The organism is Fibrisoma montanum, assembly GCF_003583365.1.
Taxonomy (GTDB): Bacteria; Bacteroidota; Bacteroidia; order Cytophagales; family Spirosomataceae; genus Fibrisoma; species Fibrisoma montanum.
The window spans coordinates 390,834-409,189 of record NZ_QXED01000007.1; the positions used below are offsets into that span (position 1 = coordinate 390,834).

Annotated in this window: 15 protein-coding genes; 10 read left to right on the forward strand and 5 right to left on the reverse strand. The window is 57.2% G+C overall.

The genetic code is table 11. The features are described from left to right. Nucleotides 1–97: 97 nt before the first annotated feature. Nucleotides 98–505, forward strand: a complete 408-nt coding sequence (locus DYU11_RS24250) for a GNAT family N-acetyltransferase (protein ID WP_119670358.1) — start codon at nucleotides 98–100, stop codon at nucleotides 503–505. 6 nt (nucleotides 506–511) lie between these two features. Here the strand turns inward: DYU11_RS24250 and DYU11_RS33705 are convergent, their stop codons facing one another. From DYU11_RS33705 to DYU11_RS24270, 4 genes are read right to left on the reverse strand one after another with little or no spacing between them, the layout of a single operon-like run. Beyond that, nucleotides 512–1,615, reverse strand: a complete 1,104-nt coding sequence (locus DYU11_RS33705; protein WP_158600355.1) for an efflux RND transporter periplasmic adaptor subunit — start codon at nucleotides 1,613–1,615, stop codon at nucleotides 512–514. Between the two features lie 34 nt (nucleotides 1,616–1,649). Next, on the reverse strand, nucleotides 1,650–4,829 hold the full coding sequence (locus DYU11_RS24260) for an efflux RND transporter permease subunit (protein WP_119670309.1): 3,180 nt from the start codon (nucleotides 4,827–4,829) through the stop codon (nucleotides 1,650–1,652). Nucleotides 4,830–4,856: 27 nt separating this feature from the next. Beyond that, nucleotides 4,857–6,230 (reverse strand): TolC family protein, encoded by a 1,374-nt coding sequence (locus DYU11_RS24265; RefSeq protein WP_119670310.1) that lies wholly within the window; start codon nucleotides 6,228–6,230, stop codon nucleotides 4,857–4,859. Beyond that, entirely contained in the window at nucleotides 6,227–6,643 is a 417-nt protein-coding gene (locus DYU11_RS24270) for a response regulator (RefSeq protein ID WP_119670311.1), read from the reverse strand. Before DYU11_RS24270 ends, DYU11_RS24265 begins: the two co-directional genes overlap by 4 nt. A 155-nt stretch (nucleotides 6,644–6,798) precedes the next feature. Here DYU11_RS24270 and DYU11_RS24275 point away from each other — a divergent pair, with 155 nt between their 5' ends. Together DYU11_RS24275 and DYU11_RS24280 are read left to right on the forward strand one after the other, a co-directional pair. Continuing rightward, a complete protein-coding gene (locus DYU11_RS24275; RefSeq protein ID WP_119670312.1) occupies nucleotides 6,799–7,476 on the forward strand; it encodes a response regulator transcription factor in 678 nt (225 codons plus the stop codon). Beyond that, a complete protein-coding gene (locus DYU11_RS24280) occupies nucleotides 7,473–8,846 on the forward strand; it encodes a sensor histidine kinase (protein ID WP_119670313.1) in 1,374 nt (457 codons plus the stop codon). The genes DYU11_RS24275 and DYU11_RS24280 overlap by 4 nt, the downstream gene beginning before the upstream one ends. Nucleotides 8,847–8,886: 40 nt before the next feature. Here DYU11_RS24280 and DYU11_RS24285 read toward each other — a convergent pair whose 3' ends face one another. Beyond that, entirely contained in the window at nucleotides 8,887–9,330 is a 444-nt protein-coding gene (locus tag DYU11_RS24285; RefSeq protein WP_119670314.1) for an RrF2 family transcriptional regulator, read from the reverse strand. A gap of 226 nt (nucleotides 9,331–9,556) precedes the next feature. Here DYU11_RS24285 and DYU11_RS24290 point away from each other — a divergent pair, with 226 nt between their 5' ends. The 7 genes from DYU11_RS24290 (at nucleotide 9,557) to DYU11_RS24320 (ending at nucleotide 18,350) form a co-directional block, all read left to right on the forward strand. Then, on the forward strand, nucleotides 9,557–9,832 hold the full coding sequence (locus tag DYU11_RS24290) for an ACT domain-containing protein (RefSeq protein WP_119670315.1): 276 nt from the start codon (nucleotides 9,557–9,559) through the stop codon (nucleotides 9,830–9,832). Between the two features lie 5 nt (nucleotides 9,833–9,837). Further along, nucleotides 9,838–10,773: a DUF1684 domain-containing protein gene (locus DYU11_RS24295; RefSeq protein ID WP_119670316.1), complete on the forward strand. Its 936-nt coding sequence runs from the start codon at nucleotides 9,838–9,840 to the stop codon at nucleotides 10,771–10,773. Between the two features lie 75 nt (nucleotides 10,774–10,848). Continuing rightward, the gene (locus tag DYU11_RS24300; protein ID WP_119670317.1) at nucleotides 10,849–11,298 is read left to right on the forward strand and encodes a DUF4395 domain-containing protein; all 450 of its coding nucleotides are present in this window, start codon (nucleotides 10,849–10,851) and stop codon (nucleotides 11,296–11,298) included. A gap of 196 nt (nucleotides 11,299–11,494) precedes the next feature. Further along, nucleotides 11,495–14,509, forward strand: a complete 3,015-nt coding sequence (locus DYU11_RS24305; protein ID WP_119670318.1) for a SusC/RagA family TonB-linked outer membrane protein — start codon at nucleotides 11,495–11,497, stop codon at nucleotides 14,507–14,509. Nucleotides 14,510–14,605: 96 nt separating this feature from the next. After that, nucleotides 14,606–15,967 (forward strand): RagB/SusD family nutrient uptake outer membrane protein, encoded by a 1,362-nt coding sequence (locus tag DYU11_RS24310; protein ID WP_119670319.1) that lies wholly within the window; start codon nucleotides 14,606–14,608, stop codon nucleotides 15,965–15,967. Between the two features lie 21 nt (nucleotides 15,968–15,988). Beyond that, nucleotides 15,989–16,885 carry a cyanophycinase gene (locus DYU11_RS24315; RefSeq protein ID WP_119670320.1) on the forward strand — a complete coding sequence of 299 codons (897 nt, stop codon included), beginning with the start codon at nucleotides 15,989–15,991 and terminating at the stop codon, nucleotides 16,883–16,885. A gap of 43 nt (nucleotides 16,886–16,928) precedes the next feature. Next, a complete protein-coding gene (locus tag DYU11_RS24320; protein ID WP_119670321.1) occupies nucleotides 16,929–18,350 on the forward strand; it encodes a DoxX family protein in 1,422 nt (473 codons plus the stop codon). Nucleotides 18,351–18,356: the final 6 nt, after the last annotated feature.

Sequence of the window (18,356 nt, forward strand, 5' to 3'; positions counted from 1 at the left end):
GGTTCGCCCGCCAAACGGTAGTACGTTTATACGTATACGCCGGTCATCCATTCTCACCAGGGCTGTACATTAGTAGCCCTGAATGCAGTCGTGTTTCATGCTTACGATTCAACCCATTTCACCTGAGCAGACGTATCCGCTTCGTCACGCGGTGCTCTGGCCCGACAAGCCGCTGGCCTACGTTAAAGTCGACAACGATGCCGAGGGCTATCACTACGGTGCATTCCTGCATGATGAGCTGGTGGCCGTCATTTCGTTGTTTGTTAACGACCACGACGCCCGGTTCCGCAAATTTGCAACAAACCCGTCCCGGCAACGCCAGGGCATCGGCACGCAGCTGTTACATCACGTGATTGCTGAGGCCCGGCGTTTGGGGGCCACCACCCTCTGGTGCGACGCCCGGCTCGATGCGGCTGATTTCTACCGGCGTTTTGGTATGCATACCGACGGAGCGCTGTTTTACAAAGGCACTATTCCGTATAATCGGATGGCGATGCCGCTTTGACATCGGCTACAACACGGCGACGCCTTCCCGGATGTCTTCGCGGGCATTGACGATGATTTTATCGTCGGGCCGCAGGTTGCCGAATACCTCGGTCATATCGCCGGATTTTTGTCCCTGCTTTACCTCCACGTACTGAGCCCGCCCGTTTTGCACCCGGATCACGTACTGCCGTTCGGTTGAGGTGATGACGGCCGTGTTGGGTACTGCCAGGGCGCCGGGCGTCCCCTCTGCCGACAGGATGATTTCGGCGAACATGCCGGGACGTAAGGTGCGGGATGCGTTGTTTACGTCGATCTCGACCGTTTCAGAACGAAACTGCTGGTTCATACTTCCCGACCGCCGGCTGATTTTGCCTTTAAACTCTTTGCCGGGCATCGCACTGACCATGAAGGCCACGGTTTCGCCTTCGCGCAGGCCAACGCTGTAGGCTTCGGGAATATCGGCTACCAGACGCAGACGGTTCTGTTGCTGCAGCACCAGCATCGGCCGGTCCATTTTTGCGCCCGACCCTACCAACGCACCCGGGTGTACGTTGCGCTCAGTGATAAACCCGTCAAAAGGAGCCCGCACGGTCAGGTACGATTTAAGTCTTGCCAGTGCCCGGTAGTTAGCCTGCTCACCTAACACCGATGCGCTGTCGGCTTTCATACGGGCGTAGGCCGTTTCCAGATCCAGCGCTGACACCGAGCCCGGGATTTTGCTGCTCGCCTTCAGCCGGCGGTAATGTTCGCGGCTGGCCACCAGCATGGCCTCGGCTTTTAAGGTGTTCGAACGGGCCGCAACGAGTCGTTCTTCGGTTTCGGGCGCGTCGAGTATCATCAGCACCTGGCCTTTGCGGACCGCCGATCCCCGGTCGACCAGCACCTTTTCAACAAACCCATCGGCTTTGGGATAGATGCTGACTTCCTGATACGGCCGGAATTCGCCCGGCAGCTGAATCGTTTGTCCGACCCGCTGCTGAGACACCGCAGCGATGCGAAACGTCGGTTTAGCGGGCCGCTGCTTTTCGGCTTTTTTTCGACTGGCATCGGCCTGCTCCGACGACGAACAGCTGCTCAACGCGCTGGCCCACAACAGGAGTACGATGCAATTAGAGGCAATGGTTTTCATACGATTCTGAGTCAATAGCGGTCCGTTGGTCTGATTAATGCACATACTCGGTTGGTTCGACAGACGGCTGCGCGGCTTTGTCATCACCGGGCAACAGCGACGGTTCGTTGAAGTTTGTCCGACGCTGCAACCAGACATAAACCTGTGGCACGATGTACAGGGCCGCGAGCGTAGACGCGATCAGGCCACCGATCACCGCCCGGCCCAGCGGAGCCACCTGCTCCCCTGCTTCGCCCGTACCGAGGGCCATCGGGATCATACCGGCAATCATGGCAAAACTGGTCATCAAAACCGGCCGCAATCGAAGGCCGGCGCTGTCGATAGCCGCCCGCCGAACGTCGCGGTACTCCCACCGCAGCCGTTCGGCGTTGGTCACAATCAGGATGGCGTTGGCCACCGAAATACCCGTCGACATGATGATGCCCATGTACGATTGCAGGTTCAGCGTACTGCCCGTCAGCAGCAGCAGCGCGATGGACCCAACGATCACGGCGGGCACCGTCGACAGCACGACAAACGACAGCTTGAACGACTGGTAATTGGCCGCCAGCAAGAGAAAAATTACCAGAATGGCGATGCCTAATCCCTGTTGCAGGCTGTCGAGCGTTTCGGTCAGCAGCGACGACATACCTTTCACCTCCGTGACCAGCCCTTTGGGTGGTTCGCCCAGTCGGGCGATGGTTGACTCAACGGCCTGCGTGGCCGTACCCAGATCGCGTTGGTGGATGTTGGCCGACACCGTCACGAACCGGCGCGGACCCGTCCTGGAATACTCACCGGGCAGCGTATCGACCGAAAACGTAGCCACATCCCCCAGCACGGGCCGCATCCGTCCGGCCACCAGCGGAATTTCCTGCAGCTGGGTCAGGTTTCGCATGGCGTACGCCGGAATCTGCACCTGCACCTGATAGGTATACGCAGCTTTCTGATCGAGCCACTGGTTTTTTTCGGTATACCGGCTCGACGACGTAGAGGCCGTGATGGAGCGGGCGGCCTGCTGCAGGCTCAGGCCCATCATGGCCAGTTTCTGGCGGTCGAGTTTAATGTTGATTACCGGAAAGTTCAGGGGCTGAATGATCCGCACGTCGCGCAGGTAAGGCACCGTCGACAAACTATCGACCAGCCGGTTAGCGTAGAGGGCAATCTGCTTCATATCGCGGCCGGCCACCTGCACCTCGATGGGCGTGTAGGCTCCCTGGCTCATGAGCTTCTCGGTCAGGTCGGCGGGTTCGAACGACAGTGTGATGTCCGGCATCTGCTCCCGTACAGCCTCGCGGATAGCCTCCTTCAGGTCCTGCATGTTGGTATGATAAGCCTTGTCGAGCGCCACTTTAATCACCGCGTCGTTGGTCCCGCTGGTGCTGACGTACAGGTTCGTTGTTGCGTAGTTGGTCGGCACGACACCCACGTAAGCCGACGAAACGGCCAGATTCCCGCCCGACACCTCGTCTACGAGCGTCAGCAGCTCACCCACCCGTTCTTCGGTACGTTCGAGTCGGGTGCCGTCGGGGGTTTTCATCCGGATTACCAGCTGCCCGGAGTTGATCTGGGGCAGCATGTCCTTACCAATCAGCACGAAACCCGCCCCTGCCAGTGCCAGTATACTGACGAAATAGAAGCCGATAATGAGCTGGTTGCGGGTTAACAGCCGCCGGGTCTGCCCAACAAACCCATTCCGTATCCGGTCGAAAAACGCCGGTTTTGTTTCTTCAGCGTCAACCTGATCCGCTGGGTGATCATGGTCTTTCATGATCCAGTTCGACAGAACAGGCACCAGACTCTGCGCCAGAAAATACGACACCGTCATGGCGAAACCGATCGACAGCGACAAGGGCAGAAACATGGCTCTCGGTACGCCCGTCATGATAAACGACGGCGCAAACACGGCCAGGATGCACAGCAGAATCAGGAGCAGCGGCAGGGCAACCTCTTTGCAGGCGTCGAAAATGGCCTGTTTCTTCGGCTTTCCCATTTCCAGGTGCTGGTGAATGTTCTCAATGGTAACCGTCGCCTGATCGACCAGAATACCAATCGACAGCGCCAGCCCCGACAGGGTCATGATGTTGATGGTTTGTCCGGCCAGGTTAAGCAGCAGTACGGCCGTGATCACCGAAACCGGGATGGTGATGATAACGATCAACGATGAGCGCCAGTCGCGCAGAAACAACAGCACCATCAGGCCCGTCAGGATGGCCCCTAACCCACCTTCGAACAGCAGACTATGCACGGCGTTGATCACGAATACCGACTGGTCGAACGCAAAATCCACCTCAATATCGTCGGGCAGCAGACTCTTCATTTCCGGCAGCTTCGCCTTCAGTCGCGTTACGACATCCCAGGTCGACGCATCGGCAGTTTTTACCACCGGGATGTACGACGACCGGCTGCCGTTCACCAGGGCATAGCCGGTCGTTACGTCCGACGCGTCCTGCACCGTGGCCACATCGCCCAGGAAAACGGTTCGGTGGCCCTCCGTAACGATGGGAATACGACCAAAATCGGCGACCTGATCTTCCAGCGAATTAAGCGTCGTGATGTAGGTCGTATTGTCGACCCGGATGTTGCCCGAAGGGGTCATGGTGTTATTAGCCGCCAGCGCTTCGACCACCTCATCGGGCGAAATGTTCATGCTCCGGATTTTACCGGGATCGAGGTTAATAACGATGGTGCGGGAGTTGGTGCCGATCGGGGGGGGTGCCGTCAGGCCCGGAACGGTCGAAAACAGGGGCCGGATACGGGTTACGGCCAGTTCGTGAATTTCTTTCAGCTCACGGGTTTTGCTTGAAAAAACCAGATCGCCGATTGGCACCGACGACGCATCGTACCGCACTACCTGCGGAGGCAGCGCCCCCGGCGGAAAGAATTTCATGGCGCGATTCACCTGAATGGCTACCTCGGCCGCAGCCTGAGCCATATCGGCTCCTTCGTAAAAAACCAGTTTGACCACCGTCAGCCCCTGCACGCTTTTGCTGGAAATTTCTTTAATCCCGCCGACGTACAGAAACTGATCCTGCATCCGGGTCGCGAAAAACCCTTCCATCTGAGCGGGCGACATGCCGCCATACGGCTCGATGACGTAAATGGTTGGGGAATTCAGTCGCGGGAAGATATCGATCGGGATTCGAAGCGCCGACAGCACCGAGAAAACCACGACACCGGCCACCAGCACCAGCACCGAAATTGGACGTTTTAATGACGTTGATAAGAGCGACATAAGCAGGTCGGTTGACGTTGAGTTCGGTTATCGCCGGAACATGGTATAAAAATCGTCGAAGTTGTTGGTCGCAACGGCTTTCTGCAGCCGGAGCCTCACCGCCCGGCTCTGCGTCTCGACGTACTCCTTCTCGACCGAGGTCAGCAGTTGCAGGGCGTCGGTCAGGCTCAGAATGGTTTCCAGGCCGTTGTTATACAGCGCCAGACGCTGCTGATACGCATCGTTGGCCGACCGAATGGCGTTTGGCAATTCGCCCAGTTCCAGCCGCAGTATGGTCAGCAGCGAGTCGGCGGTTGTCAGCGCATTCTGCAACTGTACGCGTTCAACGGCCAGCTGATTGGTCGCTTCCTGCACCCGTAGCTGCTGAAGCTGCGTGCGGTGAAGGGCCCGGCGCAGGTCGGTCAGGTTCATGGTAGCGGCCAGCCCCACCAGAAAATTTGTTCGGCTATACGCCAGCCCGGACCCCAGCGGACCAAAGGCATTCTCTACCGTCAGGCTCGACCCACGCGCCCAGGCGGCCGTCAGCAACGATACGCGCGGCCGGGCCGACTTCCGGATCAGGTCAATTTCGGCGGCCTGGCGGCTGATGAACCGGTCGCGGAAACGGAGCAGCGGATGGTTCAGCGCCGGCACTTCGCCGGCTACGGGGGCCAGCAGAGGCTCCGACCGAAACAGAGTATCCACGCGCAGGTCATTGGCCGACCGACCGGTCAGGGTTGCCAGCTGAACGGCCGTTTTGCGGTAGTTTTCCAGCGCTTTCCAGTAGGTTATTTTGGCCCTTGACCATTCAACGGCGGCTAGTGACGAATCCAGCCCCGGTTTGATGCCGTTGCGGACCAGGTTTGTGATGATCCGGCGCACCGTGTCGACGCGGGCAAAGTTGCGCTGCTCAATGTCGAGGTATCGGGCCTGCCAGAGCATATCCAGGTACGTATTGATGACCACCTGCCGCAGCCCGAACTGCTCGCGTTCGAGCCCGGCTTCACTGACGGCGATGTCGGCAACGGCCAGTTTGCTTTCGGCCTGAAAGCGCCCGAAGTTATAAACCTCCCAATCCATCGATGCCAGGGCAATGTTGCCGGTAGCCAGATCGGGGCGATTTTCGGCCCGACGGGCGCCCGAGGTCGGTACGATCAACCCCAGCGAAAAGTAGGAGCCGGACATACCATTGGCCGTCCCGATCGTAACCTGATCGTGAAGCCGCACGTTGGGCAGCCGGTTGTCGCGCACAACGCGGGCATTGGCCTGAATGGCTTCCAGCGCCGACCGTTGCGCGGCCAGTGTAGGGTACTGGGCAAACGTAGCGTCGATGGCCCCTTCCAATGTCAGCACCTGCCCGCAGACGGACGGCAGGCACCCGACAGTCAGCAGAACACAGAGTAACCACTGTCTTTTTTTCATCGTTGAGTAAATTGGTTCATAGCAAAGCGGATAGCAGGCTGTACAAGCCGGGTTAGTTCGGTCATCGCTGCGGGTTTGAGCAGGTAGGCACTGGCCCTCAGTTGGTAAGCCCGCCGGATATCCTGGTCAGCTTCGGAAACGGTCAGAATAAACACCGGCAGATCCGCCAACGTATCGATTTGCCGAATCTGTTCGAGTACCTGAAACCCGTCGAGCCTGGGGATAGCCAGATCCAGAAACACCACATTAAGAGCCGCCCCGGCTTCCTGAAGAGTCAGGACTAAGTCCGTTCCGTTGTCGAACCGCCGAAGCCGGCAGCCGGGGTACGTCCGTTCGACTGCTCTTTGGAAAAAATAGGCGTCGTCCTCGTCGTCATCAGCCAGAAACACGGTCAAATGAGCGTATGGGTTCATTCAGGTTCTGATCGGTGGTCATCATCAAAATAACTACCGAGGTCATTAGAGCCCTCTGAGAGAGTTATTAGAATCTGGTTAGAGCCGTTCGGGCCGGTATACGTTTGCGGCTTTGTTGGTACTTTTATCCTGACAAACAGACTGGTTTGCGACGCATGCATGTGTTAATCATTGAAGATGATGTAGAACTGGCACAGTTCATTCAGAAAGGGTTACAGTCGGAAGGCATCAGCGTATCGGCTGCCTTCGATGGCGTTATCGGCCGCAGTATGGTCAACGAACGCCAGTTCGACGTAGTAGTACTCGACGTGAATCTGCCGGGGCTGAATGGCTACGATCTGTGCCGGTACATCAAACAGAACTGGCCGGCCATTCCCGTTATCCTCCTGACCGCGCTGGGTAGCCTGGATAACAAAGTGATCGGGTTTGAATCGGGCGCCGATGATTACCTGACCAAACCATTTGCCTTTAAAGAGTTATTGTTCCGGCTGAAAGCCCTGGCCCGTCGGCATCCGTCCCGTGCCCCGCTGCCGAAGCGGCTCGAACTGCTCGACCTGGCGGTCGACACCGAATCGCATCAGGTGTGGCGGGGTGGCCAGCGCATCAGCCTCACCGCCCGCGAATACGCGCTGCTGGAGTATCTGATGACCCACCAGGGCCGGGTCGTTAACCGGGTGGATCTGCTGGAAAACGTCTGGGATGTGCATTTCAACACCAACACGAACGTGGTCGATGTGTACATCAATTACCTGCGCCGGAAAATCGACACTACCGAGCCGAAACTACTGCATACGGTATTTGGCGTAGGGTATATGCTCCGGGCAGAGCCATGAGTATCAAGCAGCGCATCACCATTGGATTCGGACTGCTGGTTGCTACGTTACTGCTGTTGTTCTCGTTTTTCATCTACCAGACGTATGAGTCGTACCGCCGATCGCTGATGCAGACGCGCCTGCAACGGCGGGCCCTCTCGGCTCAGGCGTTTTTTCGCAACCGGAACGAGTTTTTTCAGTCGAGCTACCTGACCCTGCCCGAACAGCACGAAGTCCTGTACGACGCCGAACACCACCGCATCTACTCATCGTCCGGCCCCGACGACTACACCCCTACCCCGGCGCAGCTGGACGAAGCTCACCGGCAGGAAGTGTATTTTACTTACGTTAGCCCGGACTGGGAATCGCCCAAGGAAGGCGTTGCCCTGTCGTTTATGGATCAGGGCAAACGGTACGTAGCGGTGGTAACGGCCTACGACCTGAGCGGTCGTCAGACGAGCCGGAACCTCCTCTTCATTCTGGGTGTGGGCAATGTGTTCTCCCTCGTGGTGATCGCGCTCGCGGGATTTCTGTTCGCCCGGCGGGCCATGCGCCCCTTCGATCAGCTGATCAGCCAGATCAATTCCGCGACGGTCAACGATTTTTCGTTTCGGCTAAACCACGCGTCCAACCGGGACGAAGCCAGTTACCTGGCCGGCTCATTCAATGAGCTGCTGAGCCAGTTGCAGAAGCTCGCCCAGAGTCAGGAAAACTTCGTTGCCTACGCATCGCACGAAATCCGCACACCGCTGACGGTTGTGAAAGGCATGCTGGAAACGTCGCTGGCCTACGATCAAACGCTGCCGGCCACTCAGCAAAGCATGACCAAAGCGCTGCATCGGCTGGAAGAAGCCATCGAACTGGCCAATGCGCTGCTACGGCTGGCGGAGGTTGAAGGCCTGAAGCCGTCGCGGCTGATCGATGACCTCAACGTAGTGGATACCATTCTGGATACGGTTACGTACTTTGGCGAGAAGTACCCCGAGCAACAGATTGATCTGCAGCTCACCGATGAGTTTACCGAGCTTAGTTCGACCATCCGTGTGGTGGGCAACGCCAATCTGCTGCGGACAGCCCTGATCAACATCATCGACAATGCCTGCAAATATTCAGCTTTCCAGCCCGTCGATGTCCAGGTGCAGTATGAACCGTCGTGGGTTATTATCAGCGTTACCGACCGGGGCATCGGCATTCCGGCAACGCAGGTAACCGACGTGTTTCTGCCAATGATGCGGGCCGGCAACGTGGGCAACATCCACGGGTTCGGCCTCGGCCTGACGCTGGCCAAAAAGATCGTTGACATGCACCAGGGTACCCTGCAACTCAGTTCCCGCCCCGGCGACGGCACATCCGTTCGGCTGAGTTTACCGGCTCTTCCCCTGTTCGCGTAGCGTCGACCGGGCCTGTCTGCGGCATCTGCGACCCACGTATCTACAGACGAGGGTCCGCTTCGTTGCCGGTCTGACACGTTCTGATTCCAGCCAGGGTCGTCGTTTCATAAATGGCCAGGTTCGCATCCCGAACGCGCTCCATGATGGGCCGAATGTGGCAGGTTTGCTCATCTTCGCAGTCGTCGCAGCGAACGTAGAAATTTTTGGAAACGCAGGGCGTGGGAGCAATCGGTCCGTCGATGATCCGCAGAATCTGCGCCAGCGTGATCTTATCCGGCTCAATCCGCAGCTGGTACCCGCCGTCTTTCCCTTTCCGACTTTGTAATAAACCATGATTGCGCAGATCGAATAAAATCGATTCTAAAAACCGCTTTGGGATTCCGCCTTCTTTGGCAAGCTGATGAGTCAAAACGGGTCCCCGACCGTACTGCTCCGCTAAGCGGGTCATGGCTTTAAGCGCGTATTTTGCTTTTTTTGAGATCATACCGCTACTTGCTTCTTATTGATTCAGTGAGACTTATCGTTTGATGTCAAGCCGCTACGAATCGCTTCCTGTAACGCAGCTGCCACTACTATTTTTTCAGTAAAATTTGGAAGCTAGCACAAATATGCACTTTATTTGCAAAACCTACTAAATCAATAGATTATAAGTACTAATAGTCTATCTAATAACAGGGTTTTGGGGGTTTATAGTAAATCTTGGTTTAATCATGTACGAACAGCCGCAGCCAGACCTACCGACCTTGCCCAGTTGGCAGACCGTCTTTCAGATTACGGGCTTTGACCGGTTGAACTTCGTGGGCGACGTAACCAACGCCATACCGCAGGATGAGCATTGCCGCATCCTGAATCTGTCGTTCGAAGCGGATGGTGTGCGGGCGTTCGGCCACCTGACCGTACAGACCAATGACCAGCAGCATTTTCTACTGATTACCAGACGACTACAATCAGTCAAAGGTTTAGTGAGTATCACACAGATCAATTAATAATCATGAACACGTTGCATCAGAGACCTGAGCCACTAAACCGGTACGCCCTCGCTTTCTTCTGTTTCTGGGGCCTGGCTTTGCTGGTCACGGTGGGGTTCCGGGCCGAAAACCCGGCGTACCGCGAGCAGTTGGAACGGTGGCATCAGAAACGGATCGAATCCCTTAAAAGCGAAAGCGGCTGGCTCAACCTGGCGGGCCTGTTCTGGCTGCAGCCGGGCGCTAACCCGGCGGGCAGTGATCCAAACAACCTGCTGATGTTTCCGGCCGGGAAAGCTCCCGACCAACTCGGTACGTTCCGGCTCCGGGGCGATACGGTCACGTTTACGGCTGCCCCGGGCGTTGTTGTGCAGGATGAAGACAGGCAGCCGGTCTTAGGCGAGAAACCCTTGTTTGTTCCCGACCAGAAACCCGGCCCGGTGTTATCGCACGGGCCGCTGCGGTGGTTTGTCATCAAGCGCGGCAACCGATACGCCATTCGGTTACGCGACCTGGAAAGCCCATTCTTAAGCGACTTTAAGGGCATCGATCGGTATCCGGTGGATGAACACAATCAGATAAAAGCCCGGCTCGAACGGCCCGAAACGCCCAGAACCATTCCGATCCTGGACGTAACGGGGCAGGTATCGCAACAGCCGCTGGTTGGTACGCTGGTATTTAGAATGGCCGGCAAAACACACCGGCTCGATGCGGTTAGTGAAGGCCCTGATAAGCTTTTCATTCTGTTTGGCGACCAGACCAACCGGCATGAAACCTACGGATCCGGCCGGTTTCTGTACGCCGATATCCCCGGTCCCGACGGCCTGACCACGCTGGATTTCAACCAGAGCATCAACCCGCCCTGCGCCTTCACCCCGTACGCTACGTGTCCGCTACCACCGAAACAAAACCAGTTGGCGCTGGCGGTTCGGGCAGGCGAGAAACGCTACGGGGATCACTAACAACTGAAATCTCCTGATGGACCGATACGACTGGCATTACCACTGGCAAAACATGACAACCAATTGATTCATTCTATGAAAAACAACCTGTTGATCTGTCCAACCGACGGCGAGCAACTAAACGAGTCCAACGTGCGGATGGTGGCTTTTCTGGTCTTCCTGACCAGTCTGGCTTATCTCCTGACCGGCTGGTTTGGACTACCTCTGCTGCTGACGGTCGATTTTTCGCTCAGGGGTTTCAATCGCACCCGATACAGTCCCCTCGGTCGGCTGGCCGATGTCCTGGTGCGTATCCTGCGCTTTCCTTTCCGAGCCACGAATGCCGCCCCCAAACGTTTTGCGGCAGGCATTGGCCTGGGCTTCACCATTGGCATCTCCACGCTGCATGGACTGGGCTACGCTACAACGATACCCACGGTGGTCTTGGCGGTGTTTGCCGCGCTGGAATCCCTGGCCGGATTCTGCGCGGGCTGCTACGTGTATACGTTCTACGTCCGGCTCGGTAATAAACTGGCGGTACGCTAGCTATTATCAACCAGCGGTACGGCGATTCGGCGGCAACCGAAACGTCGGGCCGCCGAAACGTCGGGCCGCCGAAACATCGGATTAGCTATCCAACAAAAAACGGGACGGCGGCAACCGTCCCGTTGAACCGCCGAAGCGGCTGGCTACAAAAAAATGCTCTGGCAAGCTTATTTTTTAACGTAACCAATACAAAGTAATGCAAAAACTTCTAACTGTGTGGATAGTTTGGCTATTCACCGGAGGCTGGCTGCTGGCACAGTCAGTTTCAACCCGTCTGTCGGGGGTTATTCGCGCTGAAAATGGGGAGGCACTTCCCGGCGCTAACGTTGTTGTAAAAGGTCAGAATAAAGGAACGTCTTCGGACGCCAACGGCCGCTTCACCCTCGACACCCGTCCCGGTCAGACATTAGTCATTTCAGCCATCGGTTATCAGACAACCGAAACAACCGTTGATAACAGAACCGACGTCAACGTAACCCTGCGGGAGTCTTCGTCCCAGCTCAACGAAGTGGTGGTGGTGGGCTACGGCACGCAGGACCGCAAAAATCTGGTCGGAGCCGTTACGCAGATCAACGCCGACCAGATCAAAAACCGACCGGTAGCCAGCTTTGAACAGCAACTGCAGGGGCAGGTAGCCGGGGTGCAGGTGTCGGCCAATACGGGCGTTCCGGGCGATGGCATCTATTTCCGCATCCGCGGCAATACGTCCATCAACGCCAGTAACGATCCGCTGTACGTCGTCGATAGGGTCTTCATCAACAACCAATCACTGCAGAAGATCACGACCCAGGGGCAGGCCAACAACCCGTTGGCCGACATTAACCCAGCCGACATCGAATCCATCTCCATCCTGAAAGATGCCGAAGCAACGGCCATCTACGGGGCCCGGGCGGCCAACGGCGTGGTGGTAATCACGACCAAGCGGGGGGCATACAACTCAAAAACGAAAGTTTCGCTGAACGCCAGCGTCGGTCAGGCCTGGGCCCCCAAACTGTGGGACCTGGTGACCGGCCCCGAACACGCGACCATTATCAACGAGGCCTGGGTGAACGACGGCAAACCGTTCGAAACGCGTCCTTTCCGGCCGAAAGATCAACTGGTGAATGGCGTGGCGGGCCGCGGTTTACCCGACGAACAACCGACTTACGACCGACTGGGCGACATCTTCCGGACCGGTGCCTTGCAGAACTACGACCTGGCCGTATCGGGCGGCAATCAGCAGACCCGTTTTTATCTCGGCGGTGGGTATATGAGCCAGCAGGCGACCCTGCGTACCAATGATTTTCAGCGGGCGAGCTTTAAACTCAACCTCGACCACGAGCTGACGAACCGGATTCGCGTCGGGACCAGCAACATCTTCTCACAGTCGAACCGCACGAACGCACGGGTGGGTGATGGTCCGCAGGGCGGAATTCTACAGGCGGCCCTGCACACGCCGACGTACCTGCCCAAGTTCAACGCTGACGGTTCGTACGCTAAATGGGCGGGTTTTGACAATCTCGACGTACTGATCAATAATACAGATATGCAGTCGATCAGTACCCGCTACATCGGCAATCTGTACGGCGAAATCGATATCATCGACGGCCTGAAGTTCCGCAGTAGCTGGAGCCTCGACTACAACATCTACGACGAATATGAGTACTGGAACACGCTGACCAACCGGGGTAGCGCAAGCCGCGGCCTGGCCACATCGAGCATCAGCAAAAACACCGTCTGGATCAACGAGCAGACGCTGACGTACCGAAGGACTTTCGGTGGCAATCATTCGTTCGGGGCTCTGCTGGGCAACTCCGTACAAGGCAACCTGTCGACGCAGACCCAGGCCCAGGGCACCAACTTCCCATCCGACGCGTTCAAACAGATTTCATCGGCGTCGGTGACAACATCCACATCGAGCCGGACGCGCAACAATCTGGCTTCGTTCTTCGGCCGGATCGACTACAATTTTGCCAGGAAGTACTTCATCGAGGCCAGCCTCCGGGCCGACGCTTCCTCGCGATTCGGCACCAACAACCAATGGGGTTATTTCCCGTCGGCGGGTCTGGCGTGGCAGATAAAGCAGGAGAACTTCCTGCAGAACGTGACCTTCGTGAGCGACCTGAAGCTGCGGGCGAGCGTCGGCTGGACGGGTAACCAGAACGGCATCAACGATTTTGCCCCCCGCGGTCTGTGGGGGGGCGGCTATAACTACCAGGACAATCCCGGTACGTTTCCGGTGCAACTGGCTAACCCGGATTTAAAGTGGGAAACAACCCGACAGGTAAACGTGGGTCTGAACGTGGGCTTATTGAACAACCGGATCGGGCTGGAAGTGAACGCTTACTCGAAGTACACGTATGACCTGTTATTACAGGTGCCGCTGGCGCAGAGTTCGGGCTTTGCGTCGATTTACCGCAACGACGGCGAAATCAGCAACCGGGGGCTTGAGTTCAGCCTGAATACGGTCAATATCGAAAGCCGCGGCCTGACCTGGAACACAACCTTCAACATAGCGGCCAACGTCAACCGCATTGAGAAACTGTCGCTCCCGGTTGATGCAAACTACGCCACGCAGCGGTTGCTACAAGGCTATCCATACCACGCCTTCTTCGTATACAAACAACTGTCTGTCAACCCCGAAAACGGTGATGCCGTATACGATGATTACAACAAAGACGGCATCCTGACGGCCGCCGACCGCCAGTACGTCGGTACGGCCCTGCCCAAGTTCGTCGGAGGACTGAACAATACGCTGTCCTACAAAGGGTTTGACGTATCGCTGTTCTTCAACTTCAGCTACGGCAACAAGGTCAACAACAACAACCGCTTCTTTCACGAATCGGGCGGTACGCGCGACGACCGCCGGGCGATCAACAAAAACCAGTTGAACCGCTGGCAGAAACCGGGCGACATTACCGACGTACCGCGCATCACGACGCAGGGAAATAACTACAATCTTAACCCGACCAGCCGGTTCATCGAAGATGGTTCGTTTGTTCGATTGAACAGTCTCGTCATCGGTTATACGATTCCGAAGAATCTGCTGCGGAAAGTCGGCATAACATCCGCCCGGGTGTACTACAACGGCTCAAACCTCTGGCTGCTCAGCAACTACCAGGGACCAGACCCGGAAGTGAACGTAACGGCGAACCCCACTACACAGGCGCATGACCTTGGCACCCCTCCGCTGCCACGTACCGCTCAACTTGGCTTAAATCTGACCTTGTAAACCGTCATTTCGTGGTCATGACGGCCCGGTTCCTGAAACGGCCGGGGCCAGTCAACGACACACAGACCGACGACTCACCAACATGACATTAGCCGTATGACTACTACAAACCGCACATTCTTGATTTTCTCGTTGCTGGTTCTGCTCGCGGGTTGCCAGTCGTTCCTGGAGGTTCAGCCTGAATTGCAGATCGACGAGTCGCAGGCGATCACGAACGCCAGTTCAGCCGAGGTAGCGCTGAATGGCCTCTACAACCGGCTGGGTAACGACAGCTACTACGGCTCCAATTTTCAGGCACTGGCGTACCTGTCGGGGGGCGATATCCAGTGGACCGGCTCGCAGGGGGCTCCCCAGGAGATTACGGCCCGCAAGCTGACCGCCGACAACGGCTACGTCGGCAACGCCTGGGCGGGTATTTACCGCACAATTCTGTCGGCTAATTACCTGATCGAAACCGTTCCAGCCCTGACCGATCCGCAGCTGACGGCTGCCCGCAAAGATCAGTTCGTGGGAGAAGCCCTAACGATTCGGGCGCTGGCGTATTTCGACCTCGTGCGCGGTTGGGGCGGGGTTCAGCTGGTTCTGGCACCAACCCGACAACCGTCGGATAACACCGGCATCAAACGTAGCAGCGCAGACGAAACCTACGCCCAGGTTCTGAAAGACCTGACCGCGGCCGAACCCTTGCTGCCCAACACGACCAACCGCAACCGGGTAACACGCAAGACGGTCTGGGCGTTGCGGGCACGGTATCATCTGTACCGCAAGGAATGGGCGCAGGCCGACGAGTACGCGAGCAAGCTCATTAGCGACGCTACCAATTACCGGCTTGCCAGACCTTACAGCGCCTTCTTCGCGAACAATGCGGTGGCAACACCCGAATCGGTTTTTGAACTGGCTTTCAGCAATTCCTTCCGAAACGGACACGCGAACTGGTGGCTCCCTCCTGCCCTCGGCGGTCGGCGCGAATGGGCACCGAATGCCCAGCTCGTTACGTTACTCAACGACCCAAACATGGGGGGTAATCGCAACGGTCTGATTGCGCAGACGGCCCCTCCCGGCAACCTGTGGTACGGGAAGCTCTACTACCGCAACCCGATCGGCACCGATCCGCAGTACATCATTCGCATCGCCGAACTGTACCTGATCCGGGCTGAAGCCCGGGCGCGGCTGGGTAAGCTCAACGAGGCCCTCGCCGATCTGAATGCGGTCCGCGACCGGGCTGGCTTATCGGCCCTCACGACCACGACAACCCCGACTCTGGAAGCTACGCTACTGGCCATTGAGCAGGAACGACGCGTCGAGTTTCCGTTTGAAGCCGACCGCTGGTTTGACTTGATCCGGACGGGACGGATAGCCGCGGTCCTGGGCATCACGGACACGAAAAAATACGTCTTCCCCATCCCAACCAGCGAAATCCTTGCCGATAAAGCCTTGACACAGAACGAAGGGTATTAACCACTGACTACAAACATCCTCATGAAAACCACAACGCTTTTTGCCTTCATTATAGCTTCGCTCAGTCTGCTCCCGGCCCAGGCGCAAACCCAATCGCCGGCCAAACCCGTCGGGCCCGAGAAAGGGGCTCTGGTCATCGTTGGCGGAGGAGCCATGGGTCCCGAAATCTGGGGGCGATTCATCGAGCTGGCCGGTGGACCGAATGCCAACATTGTCGTCATTCCCACGGCGGGCGAAGATTCGTCGATCGTGAACAGCGGTGCCCGCGACAAGAACCGGCTCCTGGATCTGGGGGTCAGGCAGGTAACCGTGCTCCACACCCGCGACCCTAAGGAATCCAATCAGGAATCGTTCGTCGCGCCCCTGAAGCGGGCCACGGGGGTCTGGTTCATCGGCGGTCGGCACTGGCGCTTAGCCGATTCATACCTCAACACCCTGGCGCATAAAGAATTTAATGCTCTGCTGGCGCGGGGTGGCGTTATCGGCGGTACGTCGGCGGGCGCTACGATCCTGGGCTCGTTCATGGTACGGGGCGACACCAAGGGCAACGCCATTCTGATCGGCGATCACACGCAGGGGCTCGATTTTATCCACAACGTAACGATCGACCAGCACGTCCTGCGCCGAAACCGGCAGTTTGACCTGATCAATGTCATAAAAGAACGGCCTGAGCTACTCGGCATTGGCATTGACGAGAGCACGGCCATTGTGGTGCAGAAAAATACGTTTGAGGTAATCGGCAATTCGTTCGTAGGCATCTACACGGCCGAGCAAATTGCCAACAACGCCCAGTATCCATCCGGCCAGAACAGTACCGGAGGCCCGTTCTACTTTCTTGGTCGGGGGCAAACGTTTGATCTGCAAACGAGAAAGGTGCTGACCCCCCAGCGGCTGCGGCCCAACGAACCCGCGAAATAAGCCTATAGTCAACGTATAGCTAATCGTAAAACCAACGCAGGTTATGACAAAAACAGCCATTACGGGCGTACCTTCGGAATGGAAAGCTGAACTATCCGAGTTTGGCCCAATAACGGTTCCGGACGCCCAGCCAACGGCATCGCCTTCCGACTGGCGGGGGTCGGAAAAGCTGCTGTTCCGGTTTTTCTTTATCTACTTCATCATCCAGGCCGTTCCGCTGGATTGGACGTACTACCGCGATCTGTTCGCCATCGACTGGACAAACCTCCAGTACCGCGGCATCTTTTACCTGGCTCGCTATCAGCCCGAATTTTTCGACGGACCCGATACGTTCGCGAACTGGGCCATTGTCGCGCTGATCGCCGGGGTTGGTGCCGTAATCTGGACGTATCGGGATCAGGGGGCCAACCACTATAATCAACTGTACTACTGGCTGCGGGTCGTTGTGCGGTACCGGCTGGCGGTCGGCCTGCTGGCGTATGGGTTCATCAAGCTTTTTCCGTTGCAGGCGCCGTACCCATCGATCAGCAACCTGAATACCCATTACGGCGATTTCACCGCCTGGAAACTCTTTTCCTTAAGCCTAGGCATTGTACCATCGTACGAATCCTTCCTTGGTTTGGTTGAAATCCTGGGCGCGCTGTTGCTGCTGAACCGTAAAACCGCGGGCATAGGCACCCTCATTATCCTGCCGTTTACGGGCAACGTGTTCGTATCGAACCTGGCGTACGAGGGCGGTGAGTACGTGTATAGCTTCTACCTCGTCGTGCTGGCCCTGTTCATCTTTGCTTACGATGCCGTGCGGCTGTTCAGGCTGGTTTCGCTCGAACAGCCAACCGCCCCGAATCGCTTCCGGCTGGTACTTACCAAACCCTGGCAACGAACGGCCCGCCTGGCGTTGAAGACGGCCTTCGTGCTGTTTTTTGTTGGTCTGTATGGCTACAAAACCTACGGTGGCTACCGCCAGGGACGGTATCATTTCCCGCAACAGCCGGGCCTGGCCGGTGCCAGCGGGATCTACAACGTCAGCGAATTCCGCGTCAACAACAACGTACTGCCGTATTCCAGAACCGATTCGACGCGCTGGCAGGATGTAGTTTTTGAGAAATGGGCAACCATCAGCATCAAGTCCAACCGGCCGGTCCGGCTCGACCGGTCCAACACGGAGGAGATGTACGCCAGCGACGCCGACCGCACCTACGAGTTGGCCGGTTCGCAGGGCCGCCATTACTACAGCTACGACGTAGACCCGGCCCGTCAGACACTTCGGCTTCGAAACCGGAATAAAGCCCACGCCGGCGAAACGCTGACGCTCCGCTACAGCCGACCGACTCCGTCGCAGCTTATTCTGTCGGGCATTAATGAGGCCCACGATTCCATTCATGTTGTGCTGGACAAAGTCAATAAAAAGTATCTGGTGGAAGAGGCAGCCAAAGCCGGCCGTCGCGGAACCTTAACCCTCTGATGTAGT